We start from the raw sequence: 24,572 nt of genomic DNA, 5'->3' as shown, positions 1-24,572 counted from the left end.
GCGGTGTAACCTTCACTGCGCAATGATTACATTTTTATTTTATCCTTATCCAATTCTTCGTAGGCCGAATTTTTACTAATAAATTCCGGCACCAGTTTTTTCATTAGTGCTACCGTTGGCGTCAGGTAATGTTGTTGGGCAGATGCAATCAGTTGTGTGACTTTTTCATCTACCTCTGCAAAAGAATAGCTACGTACTTTTGCGATCATAATTTTTTCGTGATAGGTAGGTAAAGTATTTTCTGCATTGTTCAACAGTTCTTCGTATAACTTCTCTCCGGGCCTTAATCCTGAGTAAACGATCTGGATATCCCTTCCTGGCTCTTTACCGGCCATACGGATCATTTTCTTTGCCAGATCGGCCACTTTCATAGGCTTGCCCATATCGAAAACAAATATCTCACCACCTTGTCCCATAGCGCCGGCTTCGAGTACCAGCTGGCAGGCTTCAGGGATGGTCATAAAATAGCGGGTGATTTCCGGGTGCGTTACCGTAAGTGGCCCACCGCTTTCCAGTTGCTTTTTAAAGCGGGGTATTACGGAGCCGTTGGAGCCCAGCACATTCCCGAATCGGGTAGTGATAAACCTGGTGGGAGGCAAACCAAATACCGGTCCTGTTTTTTTAAACTGTTCGTTGATTTTAATACTAAAGGACTGTGTGAAAATTTCGGCGATGCGTTTGGAGGCGCCCATCACGTTAGTAGGATTCACGGCTTTGTCTGTAGACACCATCACAAATTTCTCGGCTCCAAATTCCGCCGCCAATTCCGCCATGATCTTAGTACCCAGCACATTGTTCATCACTGCGATGGAAGGATTTTTTTCCATCATAGGTACATGTTTATATGCGGCTGCGTGGTAAACGATAGCGGGAGCATATACCTCAAACAGCTGCTGCATGCGGCTTTTGTCACACACATTACCAATGAAGGGTATGATCGGAACGTTGGTCCCTGTCTCTGCCATCTCCAGTTCCAGTTCATGCAATGGTGTTTCGGCCTTATCACAGAGAATGATCACTGCAGGTTCGTAGCGGATCACCTGTCTTACTATTTCGCTGCCAATGGAGCCAGCAGCACCGGTTACGAGGATACTCTTATGTTTGATTTCATGATTCAGCTGTTCATTTTTAATATCGATCACGGATCTTTCCAGCAAGTCCTCAATATTGATATCTTTCAACTGTATACTGTTTTGTGTACCATCGATCCATTGATTGACAGAGATGATCTTCTGTACTTTAATATTCAGTGCTATACATTCTTCCACCAGTTCATTCAGATGCAGCGGATCGAGATGTTCATCGGGAATGAGTAGCAGGGATATCTTCCCTTGTTTGACCATTTTAAACAGCTGTCCTTTACGGAAAGCGTATACAGGCGTGCCTTCTATGGATTTTCCTGCATGAGCGTTGGTATCAGCGAGGAATGCTACAATACGTATTTCTGCCTCCGGATTTTCGTTGATGGCTTTACGTAACATCAGACTAGTGAGGCCATTATGATAGATAGCAGCCCTTACTTTATTGACAGACCGGAAGTTTTTATAGTATTTAAATATCCACTTCACCAACAGCCGGTATGACAAGAGGAGAAAGGAAGTGATGAAGAAATTGATCAATACAACAGAGAGAGGGAAGTAATTCACTTCGGGGTCCAGTACATGGCTGTATCCAATAGACAGATAGATACAACAGCTGATGATATTGAGGCAGGCGATGTTGCCGATATCAGCCAGGCTGGTATGTCTGACGATGCCTCGGTATGTACGCAATAGCAGCGACAGTACCAGATGAATACCCAATACAATAGAGGAGATTTTTTCCAATGGATAGGGAGTGAGGGCCTCCATATCAAAGTTCAGCCTGAGGAGGAAGGCAAGATTGATGGCGATGACGGAGCACCCGAGGTCCAGCAGCAGGATAAGCCACGACGGGGTAATCCATGATGATCTATGCACCATAGGTTTCAATAATAGATACGGTTAAAAAATATTGCTCGTCCAATCGGGCAGAGTTGCGCAGGATAGGTTTTCACAGAAGCGCTTTACTCTCCTGTCAGATCAGCTAAGGTTTGGTTCGCATTTATCGGTTTTCAACTTTTGCAAAGTAAGTACTTAATTTTGATTTCTACTCATTATGAAAAAGTAAACAGCAAAAATTTTTCCAATACTACACGCATTGCGATCCAATCGATTCAAACAGACAGGATTATAAAGGCAGGTGTAAAACCTTACCTGGACTGTAATATATATCCGGGGGCCTGTGTTCGCATACAGGTTAAAAATTCGGACAGCTAACATTACAGATAATAGAAAACGCTACATCAGCAACAGCAGTGGTTACATTGCCACGACAATCTCAATATCTTTTCACATTCACATGAATTGTTGTTCAGATGACAGTCATTTTCCTTCTTTAGGTTTTCGCGCGCTAACACGCTGAATAAATCATACATGGTTTTTAGGTTTTTCCTGGTTAACTAAGTTCGCTATATGGTTAAAATAAGTTCTTTTTCTAAAGTTGCTTAGTGACGGCGGAGGGAACAAACACCATACCAAACTTTCACAAAACAATGCATTTGTGTTTGTAAACCATCAATTTATTCATAAAAGTAATTGATTTTTTGAAAAATCCCTAAAGAGAAAAATGAAATTAACCTACAATAAATACTACGAGGCTTTTTGCGCCATGGGCGCCTAATACGAGGGATTGCTCTATATCAGCGGTTTTAGAGGGGCCGGCAATGAACACGCCGAAACCGGATTGTGGGGCACCAATTTTTTCATACGCTTCGTGCATGGTTGCCAATATCCGTTGCCGTGGTAATATAATAGCGAGGTGCTGACAGATAAAAGGCAACACTCTTATATGTATATCCTGTTCCGTTAGCCAGATAGCTCCGTTTTCAGCCACGCCCCATTGCCCGGGTACGATGGCCATATCCACATCTTCCAGCAGATGAGGATTTTCGTTTACCCATTCCCGTGAATCATCAGCAACTGAGATTACTCTGCTGAGATGGGGATAATGTTGCGACAGCAAGACAGGTATCTCAGCAGTATCACTGATTTCAAACAAACTGCCGCCCAGTCCTTCCAGCACTTTACGGTAAGCATCCAGTGTTGCAGGCATCGTTCCCGACAGCCCATCCAATGATGGCAATGCGGAGGATGCTGGTTGATTTTCCCTTACGGCTCTGAGTATCTGTTCCCTGCTGCTCATATCAATATCTTATTTGCTGATGGTTATTTTTTGTCTTTTTTATTTTGTGCATACCATTCGGAGAATGATTGTGCCGGCGGTGCGGGCATCTCCCGTTGTTTATACCAGGGGTTCATACGATTGTTGACCATACCCGGGAAAGCACGCATTACCCAGCGGCCCATTTTACCGGCTTTTTTGTAGTTGCCAGGTTGAGACAGCACAGCGCTCATGATCTTCATACCTGCTGATTTCATACCGGTAGTATGTCCTTCCTGTACCAGCACCTGCCGCCATTTATATAACTGTTGATGAATATCAATTTTTACAGGGCATACATTAGAGCAGGAACCACATAAGGTAGAAGCAAAAGGCAGGTCTGCATAATCCTTCATATTGAGGTTAGGCGCCAGGATAGCGCCAATAGGGCCCGCTACCGCAGTATGATAACTATGGCCACCACTGCGCCGATATACCGGGCAGGTATTCATACAGGCACCGCAACGGATACACTTTAATGAATTGCGAAAGTCCTCACGTCCTAGTTGCCGGGAGCGTCCGTTATCTACCAGAACGATGTGCAACTCCTGGCCAGGAGCCGGTTTTCTGAAATGGCTGGAATATGTAGTGATCGGCTGACCGGTAGCACTGCGTGCCAGCAATCGCAGAAATACACCCAGGTGCTTACGTTGCGGAATGATTTTTTCGATACCCATACAGGCAATGTGTACGTCGGCCAGATGAGCCCCCATATCAGCATTACCTTCGTTGGTGCATACCACCATTTCTCCGGTTTCAGCTACTGCAAAATTAACACCCGTAATAGCCGCCTTTGATTGCAGGAACTCCTTACGCAGATGCTGGCGCGCTGCAGCAGTGAGAAACTGTGGATCAGCATTACCAGCAGGTGTACCCAGATGCTCATGGAACAACTCCCCTATCTCTTCTTTCTTTTTATGAATACAAGGCAGCACAATATGACTGGGTGGTTCTTCTGCCAGTTGTACAATCCTTTCTCCCAGGTCGGTATCTATTACCTCGATACCATTGGCCATGAGATGTGGATTGAGGTGACATTCTTCAGTGAGCATGGACTTGCTCTTCACCATTCGTTTTACACCATGTTTTTGAAGGATGTTTGTCACGATGCGGTTATGCTCCGCCGCATCTGCTGCCCAGTGAACGATAGCACCGTTCTGTAATGCCTGTTGTTCGAATTGTATCAGATAGTCGTGCAGGTTACCCAGCACATTTAATTTAATCTGCGAGGCTGTTTCCCGGAGCAGCTCCCATTCCGGAATGCTCCAGGCCTGGCGGTCACGCTTGGCTCTTACCCACCACAATGTTTCATCATGCCAGTTTACCCTTGGCTCGTCTTCATTAAACTTGTCCGCCAGTGTAGCGTGATCAGTTGTTGGCCTGTTCATCGGCTGTTTGATTGAGGATTTCAGCAATATGCATCACTTTCACCGGCTGATGCTGACGGCGGAGGATACCCTCCAGGTGCATAAGACAGCTCACGTCTGTACCGGTGATAACGGTAGCACCGCTTTTAACGTGATCGGCTATACGATCTTTTCCCATTTTTACGGAGACCGCTTCTTCTGTTACACAGAAAGTTCCGCCGAAGCCGCAGCATTCATCTTTTCGGCCCAGTTCCACCAGTTCCAGTCCGGCCACCATACGAAGCAGCTGTTCAGGTTTGGAGAAAGGAGCGGCTACCAGTTCACTCATCTGTGCAAGGCCCAAGCCCCGCTGTCCGTGACAGCTCTGGTGCAGGCCGACCTTGCAGGAGAAACGTGCCGGCAGCGCTTTCACTTTTAATATATCCGTCAGAAATTCGGTTAGTTCATATATGCGGGACCGTATGTTGGCAGCTGCTGTTTCGCTGGCCGGATCGTGCAGATGCTCCTTGATATGCAGCACACAACTGCCGGAAGGAGCCACGATGTAATCGTAGGCTGCAAAATTGCGGACAAACAGACTATTACATTGATGTGTCAGATGCTCATATCCCGAATTAGCCATGGGCTGGCCACAGCAGGTCTGTCCCTGCGGGTATTCCACCTCACAACCCAGTTTCTGCAATAGTTCCAGGGTAGCGATGCCTACCTGTGGATAAAACTGATCAATATAACACGGTATAAATAATCCTACTTTCACAGTCGCAGTGATTTTAATGGTCATTTCCTTATCTGCAAATTTAGCGGCAGCCACGGGAGTATTCCTCCCTCTTTTTTACCGGTTACTAACTTATTTTTCACTGGTAATAAATAAAAAAGGCCGGGATGTAATCCCCGGCCAGTCCTGTACTTTATATATTTGCTTTTATGGTTGTACTTTGATAGTCGCCTGTATCCGTTGTGCATCAATGTATGTTATCTTAATGACCCCGTTTTTGCCGGCGGCATTCCGGAAGAGCACCACCCCTTTGTAGGTCATCGGAAATACTTGACCATCCTGCTTTACAGCTAGGTTATTGAGCGCTGAACCATGCGACAGGGTGTCAAATTTGGCCGGATCATACACATCTGCAGATGGGAGATTCATCACCAGCGTAGTAGTTGCATTATCAAACGTCAGCTGCTTTGCATCAGGACTGCTGAAGAACAAGCCCGCAGGATCTACCCCGGCATATACCAGATCAATGGATTTACCATCCTTAGGAAGATTGGTGCGGTTGTACATTTTTCCTTCTTTAGTGGAGAAGGCCACACCCAGCGTCTGACTCGCGCCGGAATTATCAAACTCCAGATCTTTATATACTGTCAGGGAATCCTTTCCTGCCACCACCGGTTGCGGTGCGTTATCATCATTGTTCTTATCTTTTTTGGAACAGGCGGTCAGGATGGAGGCAAGCACCACTGCGCCAAGGATCAGTTTTTTCATAGGATTGCTGGTTTTATTCTAAAGTAGCCGATATCACTCTACTAAAAAAAATGACGGCTATGGGTGTATAGCCGTCACAAATATATTAAAATATTTTATATTTTATTTTGTAAGATGGAAAACCTCTGCCAGCAGCTCGTAGGAACGAAGCCTGTCGGCATGGTCGTTGGTGATGGTAGCGATCACCAGTTCATCTACATCATAGGCTGCTGCCAGCTGTTCGAGGCGGGGCTTCACCTGTTGTGGTGTGCCAGCGATCCTGCGGCCACTGTTGGCTCTTATCCGCAACAGTTCTTCAGGCGTATATTCAATGTCCTTAATCTCTTCATAAGTCGGAAACACATCATACTGGCCTCTTTCGAAGCTCAGCATTCGATGATCCATAACAGCTTCCATCTCTGCTGCTTTTTCTTCCGTATCAGCGCAGAAAGCGAAGATACCTACACTGGCCTGCGGAGCCTGTAAATGAAGAGAAGGACGGAACTGGCTGCGGTAATTGCTGACCGCCTCCGGCCCGCCAACGGGATAGATAAAGTGGGCAAAAGATAATGCCATTCCAAAATGGGCTGCCAGCATACCACTTTCACCGCTGGAGGTAAGTATCCACAGGTCTGGTGAGGTGGGGATGGAAGGAATCGCTCTTATCTTCTCCTGCATACTCCCGGGCAAGGCTTTGTCTGTCAGCCATGCCTGGAGGTCTACCAGCTGCTGTACAAATTCTTTGGGATCAAAGGTGTTGGACGGATTGAGGATACGGGCTGTAAACCTGTCGCCACCAGGGGCGCGGCCTATGCCCAGATCTATGCGACCAGGGAATAATGCTTCCAGCAACCGGAAATTTTCGGCCACCTTGAGGGTACTGTGATTAGGCAGCATCACCCCACCGGAGCCTATCCGTATACGTGATGTTTCACTGGCCAGCCTGGCAATCAGTATTTCCGGCGACGCGCCTGCCAGGCTTTTAGTATTATGATGTTCTGATAACCAATAGCGAGTATATCCCAGCTTGTCTGCCAGTTTGGCCAACTGCACACTTTCCTGCAATGCTTCCACGGCATTGCTGCCGTTTCTGATAGGTGATTGATCCAATACGCTTAGTTTCATCTTTCGTTGTTTTTTTAATCTTTTTAATCTTTCATAATCTGTTCTTCCTGTTGTTTTTTAAGATACCATTGCACAGCCCTGATTTCAGCGAAAGTAACGGCAGGGCCTACCCGTTCTTTGATAGGGCCTGCGGCGGTGGCGCCCAGTTCCCGGATGTGAGATACAATCAGTTTGACTGTTGATTCCTGCACGAAGCGGTACAGGTCCAGTTCTCCGGCCTCTACACACTGCGCCAAATGGCTTTCTACAGTACTGACAGCCAGTTGCCGTGTCACCGCAATATCCGGGATTGTTTTTCCGCCCAGATATAGTTCCAGCGTACCACGACGGCTGCTACCCCGTTCTACCTTCCCTTTTGCTGCGGGTTTCACCGTTTCCTTCTTTCCATCAGAAGCGGTTTCCCCTTCCCTGAGTTTCAAATAATCTTTCAGTCCTTTGGTAAAATTCAGCTCTGCATAAGACACTTCCCATATCTGCTGAAGCTTGTGCCAGAAGTCAGCTTCCAGCGACATCAACTGCAACAGATACTTCTTTGACTTCTGCTTTTTCACTACCGCAATATGTTCCTGCAAAGGCTTGATCAGCTCTTCGTATATGCTTTGGGTGAAGTAACCGATAGCCTTGGTCACCCGCTCTTCCAGCTGGTCTGTTTCTCCGGTTTGTACCGTAGTATCGAGCAACAGATGCAGCTGCACCACAAAGCGATTGGCCACCTCCTGCTGCTGATCTGTTTTAGCAGACAGCCGGCGGCTCAACTGGAGCGCCTCATCGATATCGGGCACTTTTTTATCCTGAATCCATACCGCATGACTTCTTACGTTGGCCTGCATCCTGTACCAGTCGAACAACTGCAGTAGTGAAGTAGCCTGAAATTTCTTCCTTTCCATTTCCAGCAGTACCACCAGTTCGTTTGCTGCTACTTCTTTCTCCGCAAATTCAATCACCTGCCGGTCTGTTTTGATACTACCGTAAGTAATGCGGGAATGCAATACCAGCCCTTCGAGCGAAGTACAGCGGCTCAGTGCCACATACACCTGTCCGGGAGCGAATGCATAACCGGCATCGATGATAGCCCTTTCAAACGTAAGCCCCTGGCTTTTGTGGATAGTGATCGCCCAGGCCAGCCGTATCGGGAATTGCGTAAAACTGCCGATCTCCTCTTCTTCAATACTGTTGTCTTCCTGGTTATAGGAATAGCGGATATTGCGCCAGGTTTCCTTTTCCAGTTTCAGCTCTTCATGATTGCCGGACAACACGAGAGTAATCTCAGTATCACTGATATCCTTTACGGTGGCTATTTTACCGTTGTAATAACGACGGGGCTGTGCCAGGTCGTTTTTCAGGAACATCACCTGTGCTCCTATCTTGAGCTGAAGCACCAGTTCCGTAGGCAGGGCCTTGTCACTGAAATCACCTTCTATCATACCTTCAAAGCGATACAGCTTACCAGGCATATCTGCCAGCCGACGGGAGTTGATATCATCTGCCTTACGATTATGCGTAGACAATACGATATATTCCCCCTCTTCTCCCTTAAAATAAGGATCATAGCGGTCGTTCAGCATCATCAGATCATCTTCCTCCACCTCGCTGTTACGGACACGGTTCAGCACATCAATGAAGAGCTGTTCGTTTTGCCGGTATATCTTTTTCAACTCGATATACAGCGGGGGTGCCTGTTCGATAACCTTGGCATCGAAGAAAAAAGAACTCTTGTAATACTCCGACAACAGCTGCCATTCCGCATCCGGCACTACCGGCGGCAACTGATATAAGTCACCGATAAACAATACCTGCACGCCACCAAAAGGCTGCAACGGTTTGTTTCTGAAATGCCGCAGGATCGTGTCTATAGCGTCGAGCATATCACATCTCACCATACTCACCTCATCGATGATGAGTAGTTCCAGTTCCTGTAAGAGGACTTTTTTATCGTTGGTAAAACGGATGTTGCGGAATAAACTGTGTTTGTCTGTGCTGCTGATCTCATCCATACCGAAGCCACGTTTGCTACCCGGAATAAAAGGGCCAAACGGCAACTGAAAAAAGGAGTGCATGGTTACCCCGCCGGCATTGATCGCTGCAACACCGGTAGGCGCTACCACCACCGTATTCTTCTTCGTCTGTTCTTTGATATGTTTGAGGAACGTAGTCTTGCCCGTGCCGGCTTTACCGGTCAGGAAGACATGGCGGTTCGTCTGGTTAATGAAATCTGCCGCCAGGTGGAAGATGATATTTGTACTATCAGGTTGGGGCATGATATTTTAAAATTGAAACTGCAAATATAGGCTATTTGTTTGGGGAAGATAGTTGATGAATATAACAATATTCCCAGGGCTGAAGCCCTGGGCTATGTTTGTTGGGGGATAAGACGGGGTTTAGGAATTGAGAGGAATGTTTTTTGTAGATGTTTTTTATAATGGAGAAATAAAAGCCTGCTTATTCATAAAGCCTCGTCGTTGCCCAAATAAAACATAGCCCAGGACTTCAGTCCTGGGAATAAAAAAAACTGCCCCGGCACAAAGCCAGGGCAGTCCAACAAAACTAATATCAAAAAAAGTTATGCCAGTCTTACATTAACAGCATTCGGGCCTTTTCTACCTTCTTCCACGTCGAATACTACGCGGTCGTTTTCGCCGATGCTTTCTTTAATTCCAGATACGTGAACAAAAATTTCCTGTCCTGTACCTTCGATTTTAATGAATCCAAAACCTTTAGCTTCATTAAAAAATTTAACTACACCTGTTTGCATTTATATAATATTTAATTGTGAACTCGTTTTCGCCATTATTAAACAGGCGGCTACCTGGGCGACTAGAAGAAAAAATGTAAGAAAAAAGCTGAATGTACCCGGAGATCACTAACAGAATTGAAATACAATATTCTTAAGAAGCGGGACGAAGATAACAGTTTGTCCTGTACTGGCCAAACTTTTTTCGCTGCATGTATCACTTTTCAGGATTTCTTAACACAAACCTGACCGGATAAAAGCCCAATTAAATTATATATTTTTGGTACCTATATGAAAAATACTGACGCCTGGCGTATAAGGGCCATCCTCACCGGTTCGGCCGGCAACCTGGTAGAATGGTACGATTGGTACATCTACACTACATTTTCACTGTATTTTGCTCCGGTATTCTTTCCGAAGGGAAATTACACTGCACAGCTGCTGAATACGGCTGCCATCTTTGCGGTAGGGTTTCTGATGCGGCCTATCGGTGGGTGGATGTTTGGCCGGATCGCGGACCAGAAAGGCCGTAAAGCCTCGATGACACTGTCTGTTTTACTGATGTCGCTGGGTTCCATGCTCATCGCTTTTACACCTTCTTATAATAGTATCGGGGTAGCCGCGCCCGCTTTACTGCTGGTAGCCAGGCTCTTACAGGGCCTCAGCGTAGGCGGAGAATACGGTACATCGGCCACCTACCTCAGCGAAGTAGCTACGGCCAGTCGCCGCGGATTCTACTCCAGTTTCCAGTATGTAACCCTGATTGGTGGCCAGCTGACAGCCCTCGGCGTACAGATGCTACTGCAGCGGGTGTTCCTCTCCCCTGCCCAGCTGCACGAATGGGGATGGCGCATTCCCTTTGTCATTGGCGCCCTGCTCGCTTTCTTCGCGCTGTATCTTCGTACTCACATGCAGGAGTCCGGCTCTTTCGAAAAACATAAAACATCGACCAACAAAGGATCGGTGAAAGCCCTTTTCCAGCAGTATCCCCGGGCAGCCTTTACGGTAATAGGTCTTACAATGGGTGGCACCCTCGCCTTCTATACCTATACTACCTACATGCAGAAATTTCTGGTCAATACAGTACATCTTACCATAGAACGAGCCACCACCATCACTTTTTACGTGATGCTGATATATGCAGTACTGCAACCTTTATTCGGCTGGCTTTCAGACATATTTGGCAGAAAACCGCTGCTGATAGGGTTTGGCGTGCTGGGCACCCTGTGTACTGTGCCCATTTTGAGCACCATTAGCCAGACCAGTTCCGAATGGACCGCCTTCTGGCTCATCCTGGCAGCGCTCGTCATTGTAAGTGGTTATACATCCATTAATGCGGTGGTAAAAGCAGAGATGTTTCCGGCAGAGGTAAGGGCGCTGGGCGTGGGCTTCCCCTATGCTATCACCGTAGCCCTCTTTGGAGGTACAGCAGAGCCCATTGCCCTCTATTTTAAGAAGATAGGGCATGAATCCTGGTTTTACTGGTATGTAACAGCTTGTATTTTTATTTCTCTGCTGGTATATATTACAGCGAGGGACACCAAACGCAGCTCCTATCTTGATAAGGATTTTACAGAACCATCTGCATAACCGATAATAAGCCGACTGGCGTAGTGCAGGAACAAACCGTTCTCCACTACGCCAGGGATATCATTTAGCTGCTGGTGTAATCCAGCCGGGTCTTTTATTTTTTCATAATGGCAATCCAGTATATAGTTGCCATTATCTGTCACGAAAGTACGGCCGTCTCTGGTACGCAGCACCGGTGCTGCATCCAGGGCAATAAGCCTTTTAAAGGTCAGCTCCCAGGCAAAAGGAATAATCTCTACCGGCAACGGAAAACGGCCCAGGTGTTTTACATACTTGGACTCGTCGGTAATGACGATCATTTCAGATGATGCGGCCGCCACGATTTTCTCCCGCAGCAACGCGCCACCACCGCCTTTGATCAGGCGGAAATGCTCATCTACCTCATCAGCCCCATCGATGTCCAGATCTATTTTATCTACTTCACTGAACGAGATGATGGGAATGCCCTGTTCCTTTGCCAGCAGCTCCGATTGTTCGGAGGTGGCTACCGCACGAAGCGGCATACCATCTCTCACGAGTGCGCCTACACGCATAATCGCATAATAGGCCGTACTACCGGTACCCAGACCAATGGTCATACCCGGTTTGATGTATTCGGCCGCTTTTTCTCCGGCGGCCTTTTTTGCCAGGTCCTGTTGTTGCATGCAACAAATATAAGGAATCACATGGAAGACAATACTTCGTCGAGATGGGCCAGCAAGGAATCTGTATTCTCCTTGTTGAACACCATTGGCGGTTTTATCTTGAGCACGTTATGCAAAGGTCCGTCTGTGCTGAGCAGGAAACCACGTTGTTTCATTGCTTCCACGATGACATCAATTTCAGGTACGGCGGGCTCCAGCGTAGTACGATCGCGTACCAGCTCGGCTCCGATAAAGAAACCATGACCACGTACATCGCCGATAATAGCATGTTTTTCCTTCAGCTTACGCAGCCCTTCCATAAAGTAGTTGCCGGTAACCCTTGCATGTTCCTGCAGACCTTCTTCCTGAATCACCTGCAGCACAGCCAGACCGGTGGCCATGGAAACCGGATTACCTCCAAACGTGTTGAAATATTCCATTCCGTTGTTAAAGGCATCTGCAATGGCGCGGGTAGTCACTACTGCCGCCAGCGGATGACCATTACCGATCGGTTTACCCAACACGACAATATCCGGGGTTACTTCCTGTAGTTCAAATCCCCAGAAGGCATCGCCTACACGGCCGAAGCCTACCTGCACCTCATCTGCGATGCACACGCCGCCGGCAGCTTTCACTGACGCATATACGGCTTTCAGGTATCCCGGAGGCAGCGGTATCTGTCCGCCTACGCCCAGCAAGGTTTCGCAGATATAGGCAGAAGGGCCTTTTCCCTCTCCTTTCAGCTCGGCGATGATACGGTCTACATCGGCAGCATATTTTTCTCCGGCCTGTGGATCGTCTGCGCGGTAAGGACCACGGAACATATCAGGGTTGAGTGCTTTATGTGTATGGGATGGTTTTCCGAAACCACCTTTACCGTCAAACTTATACGGGCTCAGCTCCATGGCTACCGTAGAGGTACCGTGATAAGCGTGGTCCAGTACGATGACATCTTTTTGCCGCGTATAGTGGCGGCTCATGCGGATGGCCAGATCATTGGCCTCACTGCCGGAGTTGGTAAAGTAACATACCTCCAGAGAAGGCGGCAGTGTGGCAATCAGCCGGTTGGCATAGTCAACCAGGTGATCATGCAGATATCTTGTATTGGTATTGAGCCGGGCGGCCTGCTGCTGTATAGCCTTCACCACCACAGGGTGACAGTGGCCTACGTGGCTGGGATTATTCACGCAATCGATGAATGTACGACCTTTATCATCATACAGGTACTGCAGTGCGCCACGTACAATTTTCAGCGGTTGTTTGTAGCTGATGCTCAGGTTGCGACCGATATGAGCTTTCCGGTCTGCGAGCAACGGCGTATAGTCTGCCGCGTTATCGATCACCGGCGCAAAACCACAGGCGGTGCGGAAAGCCTGTTGCATGGCCAGCGGATTGATGGTGATCAGTTTAGTCAACAGCTTCCATGCACCATTTTCCGTGATAAAATGAAAATCGTTGTCACTGCCGGCGGCAGCTTTCTCCGCAGAGGTGGTAACGCTGATGCATAAACGTCCGGCTATCAGGTAATACAGCAGGTCTGTTTCTGTTTCCGTGAGCGGATAAACCTGATGGTAAGCAGCAACCAGGGCTACTGCGGCCTCCATAGGGTCTGTAGCTTCCAGCATGGCGTAAGTACAGGCGATGGCCACATTGTTGGCCAGCACGGTGTATACCATATCTCCAAAATCAATCAGGCCGCTGACGATGTTATCACGTACCAGTATATTATAATCGTTGGCATCATTATGTGTATATGCTTTACGCAGACGATGCAGGTGTGGCAGTACTTCCATCTCAAACTGCAGCAGGAAATAAGCGGCCAGCCGCTTTTTCTCCGGATCTTTGATGCAGTGCAGCTGGTCGCGGGCATCGAGTGCACGGGCCACGTCCCAGCGGATTTCGCGGTGCATGGCAGGATGAGAGAAGTCCTCCAATGCTTTATCCATTTTACCGAGGAGGCTGCCCCAGGAAGCATATATATCACGTGTACCCGTTACCGTAACAACCGGCTGGCCTTCCAGCCAGGTGTAGAGGCGGAGATAATGTATTTCTTCCGGGAAAATGAGGTGGGTCACCGCTTCCTTCTTCGTGTTTTTCACTACCTGCGGGAAATATCCTTTCACCTCGCTGGCAGCAAGATGGTCGAGAATACGCACCTGGGCATCCAGAAAAGCAGGAGCATGATCATCTCCGGCTATCTTGCAAATCCAGGCATTACCCTGTTCATCTTTTACCAGAAAATTAGCTTCCTCATAACCTTCCAGTTCTTTGGCAGTAACGGTCAGACCGTAATGATCCCTGAGCAGATTTTCCACTCCGGCTGCTGAAAAAGTATACAACATAACATTCAATATTAAAGTTTGTCTGCCAGCAACATCAGCACATGCGCTGCCGTCCAGCTGAAATTCCCTGCATTCAGGCCTTTGCCGGTACGCGGGTGATAGTTTTCATGCAGGGGTTTGTTGTCATTCATCCCTTCTGCATGTTGCCACAGTTTTGTTGTCAGTGCCCGGGCAGCGGCTTCTTCCCGGTATTGCTTCAGGCCGGCGACAGCAAAATAGAACTGGTCTATCCAAACGGGCCCGCGCCAGTAGCCCCGTTGCGGATCGAAAGCCTTTTCACTTGCGTCCAGCACGGGCAGGGGCACTAATGTATTAAAAACAGTGGTATCCAGCAGGTATTTTGTTATATTTTTTACGTAAGGTTCTGGTGTAATGCCTGCCCATAGCGGAATCCATCCTTCAGGGCCTTTGACACGTATGAGCTCACCGCCCAGCTGGCGGTCATAATAAAAGCCGGAGGCTTCGTCATAGAATACGCGGTTGATCTGCCGGCTCAGTACGCCGGCTTTCTCCTGCCAGACGGTGGCCTCGTCTGATTGTTGTAACACGGTGCAGATCTGAGCGAGTATTGTTTTTTCTTTAGACAGATAACTGTTGAGATCTACTGACTCCTGATCGAGCGACCAGGCTCCCGGCGCATTCTTCAGCATCTTTGCCTTATCAAAGCGGACAGCATTGTCCATACCGCTTTCCCAGGCTGCCGCGATGCGGGTGCCATCAGTAGCGCCATATTCGCACAAGTTATTGTGGTCATGATCTCTTTCAGCATACCACCAGGCATGGTAACGTTCGAGTGCAGGATACATTTCACGGAGGAAGGCCGTGTCCCTGGAAGCTTTATATACCTCCCATACCGCCCAGGCGGCCAATGGGGGCTTAGTATCGCGGAAATTGTTTTCTGTACTGTCTGCATAGATACAGTCAGGTACCATGCCGGATGCAGCCTGATAATCGAACAGGGAACGGATATTGTCTTTAGCCAGTTCGGGGGCGAAATAACTGAGTCCTACGGCCTGTTTCCAGCTATCCCAGGACCAGATGCCGTAAAAGCCCTGGTAGGAAATAGAAGGGAATACACCATCATGGCGAATATGGCCGGAAGCACTGCGCCAGTTGGTCAGCAGGGTGATCATGCTTTTTACGGCCAGCCGGCTGCGAAAACGATCTTTAACGGTGAAGGGCATACGAAGAAACAGCTGCTTAACGTAACCATTCCAGCGTTGTTCGTTTTGCTGCAGCGCGGTGCTGAATACCGGTTTCACCGGTGATGCCGCAGGTATCGCCCCTTCCGGTATAAAAGTCTGTGTTTGCAGATCTTCCAGCTGGCTGCCTGCTGGTAGCTTCACCATTTTCTCTGCTATATAGCCGGTGCCGGAGGAACGGATATTCCAGGGCAAAGGTGACCACCATTGCAGGCGGAAACTATGCGGGGTACCTGCTACGGCGATGTTGATACCATTATCTGCAAGACTGATCTGTGCCCGTTTTAATTTCGGTTGCCCCTGCCACTGTACCAGTAAGGACAGCGGCGCCTTGCCGGTATTACGAACGATGGTCTGTATCATCGCTTCCCGCTTGCCGGTGAAAATGAGCTGCATCTGCACCTTTACGGCGCCGGCAGTGTATCCCAGCTGCAACAGGCCCGGATAATAATGGGTCGTAGTGCTGTCCTGCTGTAATGTTAGTTCTTTTCCTTCTGTGTACAGGTGCAGTTGTGCGATGGCATCAGATAACCACTCCCCTTTCATATCCATCAGCAGCGGACCGGTGAAGCCGTTGCCATTACCAGGTTGGGGCAAAGCATAAGCATGCCAGGCTCCCATGTCTGAAAAAAAAGTGCCTGCTATTTTAGTACTGTCTTTTACAGTGTAGTGCAGGTCCAGTACATCTGCAAAGTGGTTCCGTTGTGCCTGGGCTGTCTGCTGTATCAATAGCAGCGCCAGCAGCCATTTTAATTTACTCATATATCTCTTTCGCCTTTTCTATTGGTTCATCACCTGACTGCAAAGGTCTCAATATAAAACTATATTGATATGGTTTATATATCAGGGTGTAGGGAGCATGTGGTTTGGCGCCCCAGCTGTTATCGCCGCCCAGGCCGGCCTGCTGGTAGTCTATATTCCACCAGATGAGCGGGTCGTTGTACATAGAGCCGCCATGTACATTATGATGGCGGTTAAAATTCAGCCGGTCCATATCGAAGTGTAACACCCCCATGTTGAGTAAGGAGTCGCTGCGGGCCATCCAGCCGTTGCCGGCGGCCGTACGCAGCGCCATCCAATGCACGTCGGAGCGGTAGCCGCTTTCCTGTGCACGGGGATAGGGATGAAACAGGGAGTCGGCAGGAAGCGTATATACGTCAACGTCGGCTGCATATTTGCGGTCCTGATAGTTATCAAAGGGGCCACGGCCCAGCCAGGTCACTTTATCCAGTGTCGGCGCCAGTACCATGCGCATGCCCATGCGGGGCAGCTCCGGCAATATGCTATCTCCTGGAAGGAAACGAACATTCACTTTGATATCACCGTTGGCATATATCGTATAGTCTATACCGTAGTGAGCATCTGCCAGCGGCAGCCAGTGCATGGCCTGTATCTCCACCTGCTGCGGGTCCTGGCGGACAATACGGGCAGACAACAGGCGGGAGCTGTCACCTGCATGTTGCCATACGGCACAGCGCATCTGCTGACTGTTGCCGATATCATTGTCGGTAGCGGCGCGCCAGAAGTGAGGCCTTAATGCTTTTTGCATATAGCCGGTACCGTTAACCGCAAACTGTTCCAGCCATCCTTCACGGATGGTGGCGGTAAACAGTCCGTTACCAATTTCCCAGCCGTTAGCGGAGGGCTTCACCTGGAGGGCCTGGCCTTTCACCTGCCGGGTGGCCACCGGTGTATACCATGGCAGTTCAAACTGATCCGTGGCAACGATGAAGCCGGCGGGTAACAGGCCGTCTGCATTTTTCAGGGCAGCCTTTACATGCAGGTAGTAATGTGTACCCGGATGCGGGTTTATAACGGGGAGGTCTATACGTAAAGTATCCTGCTGATGTGGCTGCAGATGACGGTATGGTAACACTTTAGACGCTATCACTTTTCCATCTCCCTTCAGTTCCCAGCTTAATGTAATGTTGTCCAGCAGGTTAAAGTCGTAGCGATTGCGGACCTGCAACAGATTAGCGGACCATCCTACCGGCGCAAACTGCACCGGCTGATACACTTTTCTTACTTCAAAAGCCTGCGGATGCGGAGAGCGGTCGGCAGCCAGCATACCATCTGCACAAAAACTGGTATCGCTGGTAGCACCTACAGTGCCCATATCTGCGCCGTAGGCCCAGATAGCCCTTCCAAGTGAGTCGTGTTGCAAAAATGTCTGATCAGAAAAATCCCAGATAAAGCCACCCTGCAGCTGATCATGTTTTTGCATCAGCTCCCAGTCATCCCGGAGATTGCCTCCGCTGTTGCCCATCATATGGGCATATTCACATTGGATCACGGGGCGGTCACGGTATTCCCGCACATATTCCTGCATCCAGGCAATGGATTTATACATGGGCGCCACGATATCCGTCCAGGGGGTATTGCGGGCCACTTCATATTGTACCGGACGGGTATTGTCCCGTTGTTTGGACCATTTGTAGGTATCGATAAAATTTTCGCCGAAATCACTTTCATTACCCAGCGACCAGGTGATGATGCTGCAATGGTTCTTATCTCTTTCCACCATGCGGCGGGTACGCTCTATGTAGGCCGCCTTCCATTCGGGTTTGTCTGACAGGGTTTTCAGCGGATGCATGCTCATGCCATCGCATTCTATATTTGCTTCATCCACCACATAAATACCATACTGGTCGCAGAGCGCATACCATTCCTCCCTATTAGGATAATGACTGGCACGCATCGCATTGATATTATATTGTTTCATGGTGCGGATATCCTTCAGCATCCCTTCTTTGTCAACCACTTTTGCATTACGCATATCGTGCTCATGGCGGTTTACCCCTTTGATGATAATGGGTTTACCATTTACCAGGAGCAGTCCTCTTTTTATTTCAACGCTACGGAAGCCGATGGCCTGGGTTATACTCTCGACAGGCTTACCTTGTTTATCTTCCAGTGTAATGACCAGCTGGTAAAGATTGGGTTGTTCGGCATTCCAGGCTTTGATACCAGGTAATAACTGTTGCAGGTGGTACAGACTATCACTGCCTACAGGCAGTGTTTTTGAGAATATCGTATTGCCTTTGTCCTGCAGGGATATACGGATACGTTTATCCTTGTCCGTGAGGGCCGGTAGTTTGTTCAGTGCGAGGTCCAGCTGGAGGGAGCCGTCTTTATAATCATTTACCAGCAGTGGTTTGGCAAAAAAATCGTATATACATAAGGGTGATCGCGCCACCAGGTACACGCTTCTTTCTATGCCGCTGAGTTTCCACATATCCTGCCCTTCGAGGTAGGAACCATCACTGAAGCGGAACACCTGGAGAGAAACGTTATTGTTGCCAGGCTGTACATATGCAGAGATATCAAATTCGGCGGGGGTTTTACTGTCTTTACTGAAGCCTGCATATTTACCGTTTACCCATACATATACAAAAGCGTTGGCAGCGCCGATATGCAGCCACGTCTGTTTCCCCTTCCAGGAAACGGGCAGCTGAAAGCTACGCCGGTAGGAGCCTACAGGATTTTCTTCTTTGGGAACAAAAGGAGGATTGGGTGGAAAAGGATATTCTACATCGGTGAAGATATAGGGGGCATAACCTTCCGTTTGCCAGTTGGCCGGTACCCGGATTGTTTTCCAGCTGCTGACATCATAGTTGGGTTGTTCAAATCCTTTGGGACGGGCGGCAGGATTGGCCGCCATGTGGAATTTCCAGATGCCGTCCAGTGAGAGGGTAAAAGGAGAGCTGTCTCCCTTCAGGGCTGCAGCAGCGTCCGGATAGGGAATAAAGTGAGCGTGCGGGTATAACGTGTTTTCAGACGGCTTTTGCGGGTTTTCCCAATCATTGGACTGGGCCTGCAATACCGCCGGCAAAAACAACAAAGCTGATAATAGTTTCTTCATGGTACCGTGGTATAAACCGCCGGCAGCCTCACAGCTGCCGGCGGGAATTTTTAACCGTTGTGAATATGGCTATTTAGCCAGTGGGTTGTTCTGTGTTTCCTTGAGTGGCAGCGGGTAATAACTTTTATCCGTTGAAAAAGTTCTTCCTGCGTCCTGCATTTTCTGCTGGAGCATGCCCCAGCGGCGAAGGTCGTAGAAACGGCTGCTTTCCAGCGTGAACTCCATCGTTCTTTCATGTACCAGCTGGTTAAACACATCCGTGGTATTGGCAAGCTGCAGTGCCGGCATGGCGGAGCGGGCACGCACCTCATTGATCTGTATCAGGGCCTGGTCAGGGAAACCTATGGCATTCTGTGCTTCTGCATACAACAGCTTCACATCAGCATAACGGATGATGGGCATGTTGATGGCAACAGGATTGCCCAGCAGGTCGAGGCTGGCAGGAATCCATTTACGGAAGGCGACAGTGTTGTTTTCAAACACTTTATCGTAAGTTTTTCCGTATACACGGGGATTGGCAGCATCATTAAAATAATCATCCTTAAAGAAAACGGTATTGTATACACGATGGTCATATAAACCATCGGTAGCTACTTTTCCTTCTTTCAGCATTTCTGTCAGCAGTTTCTGGGTACCGTAGATCTCTCCGTAACCACCCAGTTCTGAAGCAGCAATCCAGTCGCTCAGCTGTGATTTGTAGTAAGCGCCGTTTGCTTCGTCCATCGTCTGCTGCAGTTCGAAAACAGATTCAGCTGAGTTGGTCAGTGTACCGTTGAACATTCCCAGGTAGTTATCTATCAGGGTGTATTGTTTGGAGTCGATCACTTTTTTCAGCCAGGTGGAAGCCTCGGTGAAATAAGCCTTTGCATTACCCTTATCTTCTCCTGCGCGGTAGATGAGCACTTTACCCAGATAAGCCTGTGCAGCGCCTTTGGTAACACGTCCCAGCTCAGTAGCGGGCCTGTCTCCGCGCAGCGGCAGTCCGGGCTCAGCGGCTTTCAGGTCGGCGATGATAGCGTCCCAAACTTCATTACGGGAAGAAGGTACTTTGGGCAGATCATTTTCGCCATTAGGCACCTTATCACGAAGGATCACCTTTTCGAAGTTAGTGAGCAGTTTAAAATAGTAGTAGGCACGCAGGAAATGGGCTTCCGCCAGGATCATGCTTTTGCTGGCATCATCTATCTGGCTGTTGTTCATGAGTGCCACATTTTCCAGCACCTGGTTGGTAAAGTTGATACCACGGTAGTTATCTTTCCAGAGCAGGTCTATGGCGTAGTTGCCTGAATTATAGCTGTAGTTGTATATCTCCATCCACCAGCTGTAGTTGTAGGCATCGCTACCAGGTTCCACAAAATCTTCGCGGTAGTATTCGCGGCAGGAACGGGCTTCGATGAAGTTGTCCCATCCGGCAAAACTCTCTATTCTGGAATAGGCTGCCGAGAGGCCGGTAATGGCTCTTTCACGGGTAGTCCAGAAGTTGTCTGAGGTCAGTTTATCCGGTGAGTTCTGGTTTAGCAGCTCCTTTTTACAGCCGGTAGAAAATACCATGGCTGCGGATAATAATGATATATATAACAAAGACTTTTTCATAATCGTTTTTTTACAGACAAAAAGACTGTTAGAATTCCAGCTGAGCGCCAGCCATCAATACTTTGTTTTGCGGATACATCATGCGGTCAAGACCGTTGTTCAGCACATCGGTACGGCCAATTTCAGGATCCGGGCCAGAGTATTTGGTGAAGGTGAGTATGTTCTGCGCACTTACGTACAGGCGTAAGCGTGATACCTTCGCCTGCTGCAGCAGCTTCGGAGAGAATGAATATCCCAGGGAGAGCATTTTCAGACGCAGGTAGCTGCCGCTTTCGAGGAAACGGGTAGACTCACGGTTGTTATTGTTGGGATCACCCAATACAGCACGTGGTACATTGGTATTGGTGTTCTGTGGTGTCCAGGCGTTGAGTGTGCTCACGTCGAAGTTACGGCCGGCATCCATACCCTGTAACTCGTATTTGTTACCGTTGTAGAGTTTATTACCACCCACACCCTGCCAGAAGAGCTGCAGATCGAAGCCTTTCCAGGCTACGCTCATATTCAGTCCGTATTCGATTTTAGGGAAAGCGCTGCCCTGGTAGGTTTTATCGTTGTTGTCAATTACACCGTCACCGTTGGTATCTTTAAAGCGGATATCACCGGCTTTGGCATCCGGCTGCAGCAGTTCGCCTTTGCTGTTTTTATACGCCGCTACTTCTGCATCAGACTGGAAGATACCATCTGCCTCGTACAGGTAAAACGCACCCATTTCGCTACCTACCTGGGTAGTATTGGGAACGGGGCCTGTGCCGTATTTGAGGCCTACGCCGTAGAGTTTCTGTCCGTCGTTGGCGAGTTCCAGCACTTTGTTTTTCACCTGGCTAACGGTGCCGGTTACACTATAGTTGAAGTCACCTTTTTTATCAGCCCAGGTGAGTTCCAGTTCCCAACCGCGGTTAGCGATACGGCCCACGTTCATAACAGGATCATTGAGGCCATTGCTGGGAGCCAATGCCTTTCTGATCAGCAGGTCGATGGTAGTATTGTTGAAGTAGTTGAAAGCACCGGTAAGTTTGTTATTGATACTGAAGTCGAAACCGATGTTGCGGCTAACGTTGGTTTCCCAGCGCAGATCTTTGTTGCGCAGATCGTAGGCTGCACCACCAGGCCATGCTGTAGAACCGGCACCCTGTACATAACCACCACCCTGTACATTTTTGATGAGGATCAGCTGCTGATGATCATAGGCAGTGAGTACATCTTCGTTACCCAGGCGACCATAGCTGGCGCGGAGTTTCAACATGGTAAGCCAGTTGAACTGTTGCATGAAGGGTTCACTCTGCAGGTTCCATCCGATAGAAGCAGAAGGGAAAGTACCATAGCGGCGGTTTTCACCGAATTTGGAGGAACCATCACGACGTACGGAAAGCTGGAGGAGATATTTTCCATCATAGGCATAGTTTACACGGCCCAGCCAGGAGAGACGGTTGTACTGCCAGCGGGTACCGCCAGCACTGTAAGTACCGCCACTGGCACCATCCATAGTATTGAAGGATGGGTCCAGAAATCCGCCAGGTATCACATTAGATACGATCTGACCATCTACTACAGAATAAACGGTGGTTTTACCGTCTGCCACTGCAGTTAAACTATTGGAAGCGCTTTCTGCTGCCGTATAACCTGCCAGGAGGTTGAGGTTATGTTTACCAAAGCTGCGATCATAGTACAACAGATTTTCCATCAGCCGTTCCCGGTAGGTGGTGCGTCCGTCTTCCAATCTTGCATATGGGATCAGCGGATCATTGGCATTGGCGCGGTAAGGAGGATGATAATTGTAGGTAAAGTAAGTAGAGTTGGCCAGGTTAAGATTGGTAACGAACTTCATGCCTTTCAGCAGTTCGAGTGACAGCCGCGCATTACCGTTGAAATACTGTGTTTTATTGCTGTTATCATTGTAAAAGTTCACCCCTACGGCATTCTCATATTTAGGCAGCTGGTTGATCTGCATGGCATATCCGTATTTCTCCTTGCTATCGTATACAGGTAACAGTGGCGACTGGAAGAAGGCGTCTTTCACACTATACGGAACGTCTCTGCGCTGTGTTTCAGCATATACCAGGTTAGCTTCTACTGTAAGGCGTCCTTTTTTATACTCATTGCGGGAGCGGATGGATTTCTTTTTAAAATTGGTTCCCAGCAGCGTACCTTTTTCGTTGGCGATGTTACCGCTGAGGCCATAGTTAAAATATTCGCTGCCACCGGTGAGGTTAAGGCTATAGTTTTCGCTGTTACCCTGACCGAGGATTTCATCCTGCCAGTTGGTGTTAGCGGTAACACCTGTTTTGAGGTAAGCGGGTTTTTTGGTGCCGGCCGGGGCGGCATCGTACATCATGCTATGAACTTTCAGGTAACCATCCGCATCGAGCAGGTGCAGTTTACCGGTGGGGTTGACAACGCTGTACCAGGTGTTGAATTCAATTTTCGGGGCACCTTTTTTTCCTTTTTTAGTGGTGACGAGGATTACACCGTTGGCACTTTTAGAACCGTAGATAGAGGCAGCAGCACCATCTTTCAGTACTTCTATGGAAGCAATATCGTTGTTATTGAGGTAATAGGGATCGCCGGGGCTACCATCGATGACGAAGAGTGGCTGATGGCTACCGAAGGTACTGATACCACGCAGTCTGATATCGGCCATACCGCCGGGGGCACCGCCGGTATTGGTAACAGTGAGGCCTGCTACTTTACCCTGCAATGCATTGACAGGGTTATTGGTGGCCACGTTGGAAATTTCGCTGCCTTTTACGGAGGTGATGGCTGCACTCACATTTCTTTTACTCTGTGTACCATAACCTACTACCACTACCTGGTCCAGTACTTTGGTGGAAGCAGCAAGGGTAACAGTCAGCGGTGATTGACCGTTGACAGTTACCTCCTGTTTTTCATAACCGATGAAAGACACTTCCAATACAGATCCTGCAGGCAGGTCAGTGAATTTGAAGCGGCCCTGTACATCGGTAAGCATTCCATGGGCAGTACCTTTTACGCGTACACTAACACCTGGTAGCGCTTCGCCGCCAGCGGCCTTCACCACGCCTTCCACCGGTTTTTCCTGTGCAGGCTGTGCTACCGCCAGAGAGGTAGCTGGTGCTGCTTTTACCAGGATGATGTCTTCAGTCATCCGGAATTGCAGGGAGGTAGCATGGCTGATCTCCTGGAGCAGATTTTCTACTGTCCGCTCTTTTTTATCGATGGTCACAGGTTTCAGTTTTTCCAGATCATCGAGATTGTACGAAAATTTCAGGCGGGTATTTTTCTCGAGGTACTGCAGCACGCTGAGCACCTTTGTTTGCCTAAAACCTACGTCAATCTTATCTTTCAGGCCTTCTGCTATTTGCACCCAACTTAGCAAAAGGGTAGACAGGAGCATGGCACAGCATGCCCTTAGAAGGGATGTTTTCTTCATAACGCATTTTGGTTGTTTAGATGAACCTG

The 24,572-nt window shown here is 48.6% G+C and carries 15 protein-coding genes; 1 reads left to right on the top strand and 14 read right to left on the bottom strand.

Going from position 1 to position 24,572, the window contains the following annotated elements; genetic code table 11:
• Positions 1 to 26: 26 nt before the first annotated feature.
• The 8 genes from DF182_RS24500 to DF182_RS24465 form a co-directional block, all read right to left on the bottom strand.
• Positions 27 to 1,961, bottom strand: coding sequence for a polysaccharide biosynthesis protein (locus DF182_RS24500; RefSeq protein WP_245957536.1), 1,935 nt, complete (start codon positions 1,959 to 1,961; stop codon positions 27 to 29).
• Between the two features lie 691 nt (positions 1,962 to 2,652).
• Positions 2,653 to 3,222, bottom strand: coding sequence for a LutC/YkgG family protein (locus tag DF182_RS24495; RefSeq protein WP_113618411.1), 570 nt, complete (start codon positions 3,220 to 3,222; stop codon positions 2,653 to 2,655).
• A gap of 23 nt (positions 3,223 to 3,245) precedes the next feature.
• Positions 3,246 to 4,628: a lactate utilization protein B gene (locus DF182_RS24490; RefSeq protein ID WP_113618410.1), complete on the bottom strand. Its 1,383-nt coding sequence runs from the start codon at positions 4,626 to 4,628 to the stop codon at positions 3,246 to 3,248.
• Positions 4,609 to 5,388 (bottom strand): (Fe-S)-binding protein, encoded by a 780-nt coding sequence (locus DF182_RS24485; RefSeq protein ID WP_245957534.1) that lies wholly within the window; start codon positions 5,386 to 5,388, stop codon positions 4,609 to 4,611. Before DF182_RS24485 ends, DF182_RS24490 begins: the two co-directional genes overlap by 20 nt.
• A gap of 141 nt (positions 5,389 to 5,529) precedes the next feature.
• Complete coding sequence (locus tag DF182_RS24480; protein ID WP_113618409.1) at positions 5,530 to 6,090, bottom strand: hypothetical protein; 561 nt, start codon at positions 6,088 to 6,090, stop codon at positions 5,530 to 5,532.
• Between the two features lie 102 nt (positions 6,091 to 6,192).
• Entirely contained in the window at positions 6,193 to 7,194 is a 1,002-nt protein-coding gene (locus DF182_RS24475) for an LLM class flavin-dependent oxidoreductase (RefSeq protein ID WP_113618408.1), read from the bottom strand.
• Between the two features lie 23 nt (positions 7,195 to 7,217).
• Positions 7,218 to 9,452, bottom strand: coding sequence for a helix-turn-helix domain-containing protein (locus tag DF182_RS24470; RefSeq protein WP_113618407.1), 2,235 nt, complete (start codon positions 9,450 to 9,452; stop codon positions 7,218 to 7,220).
• Positions 9,453 to 9,754: 302 nt separating this feature from the next.
• On the bottom strand, positions 9,755 to 9,946 hold the full coding sequence (locus tag DF182_RS24465) for a cold-shock protein (protein ID WP_078668260.1): 192 nt from the start codon (positions 9,944 to 9,946) through the stop codon (positions 9,755 to 9,757).
• Positions 9,947 to 10,216: 270 nt separating this feature from the next.
• Here DF182_RS24465 and DF182_RS24460 point away from each other — a divergent pair, with 270 nt between their 5' ends.
• Entirely contained in the window at positions 10,217 to 11,515 is a 1,299-nt protein-coding gene (locus tag DF182_RS24460; protein WP_113618406.1) for an MFS transporter, read from the top strand.
• On the opposite strand, the gene rpiA is transcribed toward DF182_RS24460, so the two are convergent.
• The 6 genes from rpiA to DF182_RS24430 form a co-directional block, all read right to left on the bottom strand.
• The gene (rpiA, locus tag DF182_RS24455) at positions 11,479 to 12,159 is read right to left on the bottom strand and encodes a ribose-5-phosphate isomerase RpiA (protein WP_113618405.1); all 681 of its coding nucleotides are present in this window, start codon (positions 12,157 to 12,159) and stop codon (positions 11,479 to 11,481) included. The two genes, DF182_RS24460 and rpiA, sit on opposite strands and share 37 nt — an antisense overlap.
• 17 nt (positions 12,160 to 12,176) lie before the next feature.
• Positions 12,177 to 14,480 carry an aminotransferase class III-fold pyridoxal phosphate-dependent enzyme gene (locus DF182_RS24450; protein ID WP_113619713.1) on the bottom strand — a complete coding sequence of 768 codons (2,304 nt, stop codon included), beginning with the start codon at positions 14,478 to 14,480 and terminating at the stop codon, positions 12,177 to 12,179.
• 11 nt (positions 14,481 to 14,491) lie between these two features.
• Positions 14,492 to 16,444: an MGH1-like glycoside hydrolase domain-containing protein gene (locus DF182_RS24445; protein WP_113618404.1), complete on the bottom strand. Its 1,953-nt coding sequence runs from the start codon at positions 16,442 to 16,444 to the stop codon at positions 14,492 to 14,494.
• Positions 16,437 to 19,544: a glycoside hydrolase family 2 TIM barrel-domain containing protein gene (locus tag DF182_RS24440; protein ID WP_113618403.1), complete on the bottom strand. Its 3,108-nt coding sequence runs from the start codon at positions 19,542 to 19,544 to the stop codon at positions 16,437 to 16,439. The genes DF182_RS24445 and DF182_RS24440 overlap by 8 nt, the downstream gene beginning before the upstream one ends.
• Before the next feature lie 69 nt (positions 19,545 to 19,613).
• Entirely contained in the window at positions 19,614 to 21,137 is a 1,524-nt protein-coding gene (locus tag DF182_RS24435; protein WP_113618402.1) for a RagB/SusD family nutrient uptake outer membrane protein, read from the bottom strand.
• A 28-nt stretch (positions 21,138 to 21,165) separates the two neighbouring features.
• Positions 21,166 to 24,543 carry a TonB-dependent receptor gene (locus tag DF182_RS24430; RefSeq protein WP_113618401.1) on the bottom strand — a complete coding sequence of 1,126 codons (3,378 nt, stop codon included), beginning with the start codon at positions 24,541 to 24,543 and terminating at the stop codon, positions 21,166 to 21,168.
• Positions 24,544 to 24,572: the final 29 nt, after the last annotated feature.

This window comes from Chitinophaga flava, assembly GCF_003308995.1.
In the GTDB taxonomy this organism is placed as follows: domain Bacteria; phylum Bacteroidota; class Bacteroidia; order Chitinophagales; family Chitinophagaceae; genus Chitinophaga; species Chitinophaga flava.
Note: the sequence above shows the minus strand (reverse complement) of the source record. Positions and strands in the feature narration are given on the sequence as shown.

What these genes read in the sequence shown, in the direction of transcription:
- DF182_RS24445 (WP_113618404.1), bottom strand. Translation starts at nt 16,444, where the DNA reads ATGAGTAAATTAAAATGGCTGCTGGCGCTGCTATTGATACAGCAGACA.
- DF182_RS24480 (WP_113618409.1), bottom strand. Translation starts at nt 6,090, where the DNA reads ATGAAAAAACTGATCCTTGGCGCAGTGGTGCTTGCCTCCATCCTGACC.
- DF182_RS24450 (WP_113619713.1), bottom strand. Translation starts at nt 14,480, where the DNA reads ATGTTGTATACTTTTTCAGCAGCCGGAGTGGAAAATCTGCTCAGGGAT.
- DF182_RS24430 (WP_113618401.1), bottom strand. Translation starts at nt 24,543, where the DNA reads ATGAAGAAAACATCCCTTCTAAGGGCATGCTGTGCCATGCTCCTGTCT.
- DF182_RS24490 (WP_113618410.1), bottom strand. Translation starts at nt 4,628, where the DNA reads ATGAACAGGCCAACAACTGATCACGCTACACTGGCGGACAAGTTTAAT.
- DF182_RS24495 (WP_113618411.1), bottom strand. Translation starts at nt 3,222, where the DNA reads ATGAGCAGCAGGGAACAGATACTCAGAGCCGTAAGGGAAAATCAACCA.
- DF182_RS24440 (WP_113618403.1), bottom strand. Translation starts at nt 19,544, where the DNA reads ATGAAGAAACTATTATCAGCTTTGTTGTTTTTGCCGGCGGTATTGCAG.
- DF182_RS24485 (WP_245957534.1), bottom strand. Translation starts at nt 5,388, where the DNA reads ATGACCATTAAAATCACTGCGACTGTGAAAGTAGGATTATTTATACCG.
- rpiA (WP_113618405.1), bottom strand. Translation starts at nt 12,159, where the DNA reads ATGCAACAACAGGACCTGGCAAAAAAGGCCGCCGGAGAAAAAGCGGCC.
- DF182_RS24465 (WP_078668260.1), bottom strand. Translation starts at nt 9,946, where the DNA reads ATGCAAACAGGTGTAGTTAAATTTTTTAATGAAGCTAAAGGTTTTGGA.
- DF182_RS24470 (WP_113618407.1), bottom strand. Translation starts at nt 9,452, where the DNA reads ATGCCCCAACCTGATAGTACAAATATCATCTTCCACCTGGCGGCAGAT.
- DF182_RS24500 (WP_245957536.1), bottom strand. Translation starts at nt 1,961, where the DNA reads ATGGTGCATAGATCATCATGGATTACCCCGTCGTGGCTTATCCTGCTG.
- DF182_RS24475 (WP_113618408.1), bottom strand. Translation starts at nt 7,194, where the DNA reads ATGAAACTAAGCGTATTGGATCAATCACCTATCAGAAACGGCAGCAAT.
- DF182_RS24460 (WP_113618406.1), top strand. Translation starts at nt 10,217, where the DNA reads ATGAAAAATACTGACGCCTGGCGTATAAGGGCCATCCTCACCGGTTCG.
- DF182_RS24435 (WP_113618402.1), bottom strand. Translation starts at nt 21,137, where the DNA reads ATGAAAAAGTCTTTGTTATATATATCATTATTATCCGCAGCCATGGTA.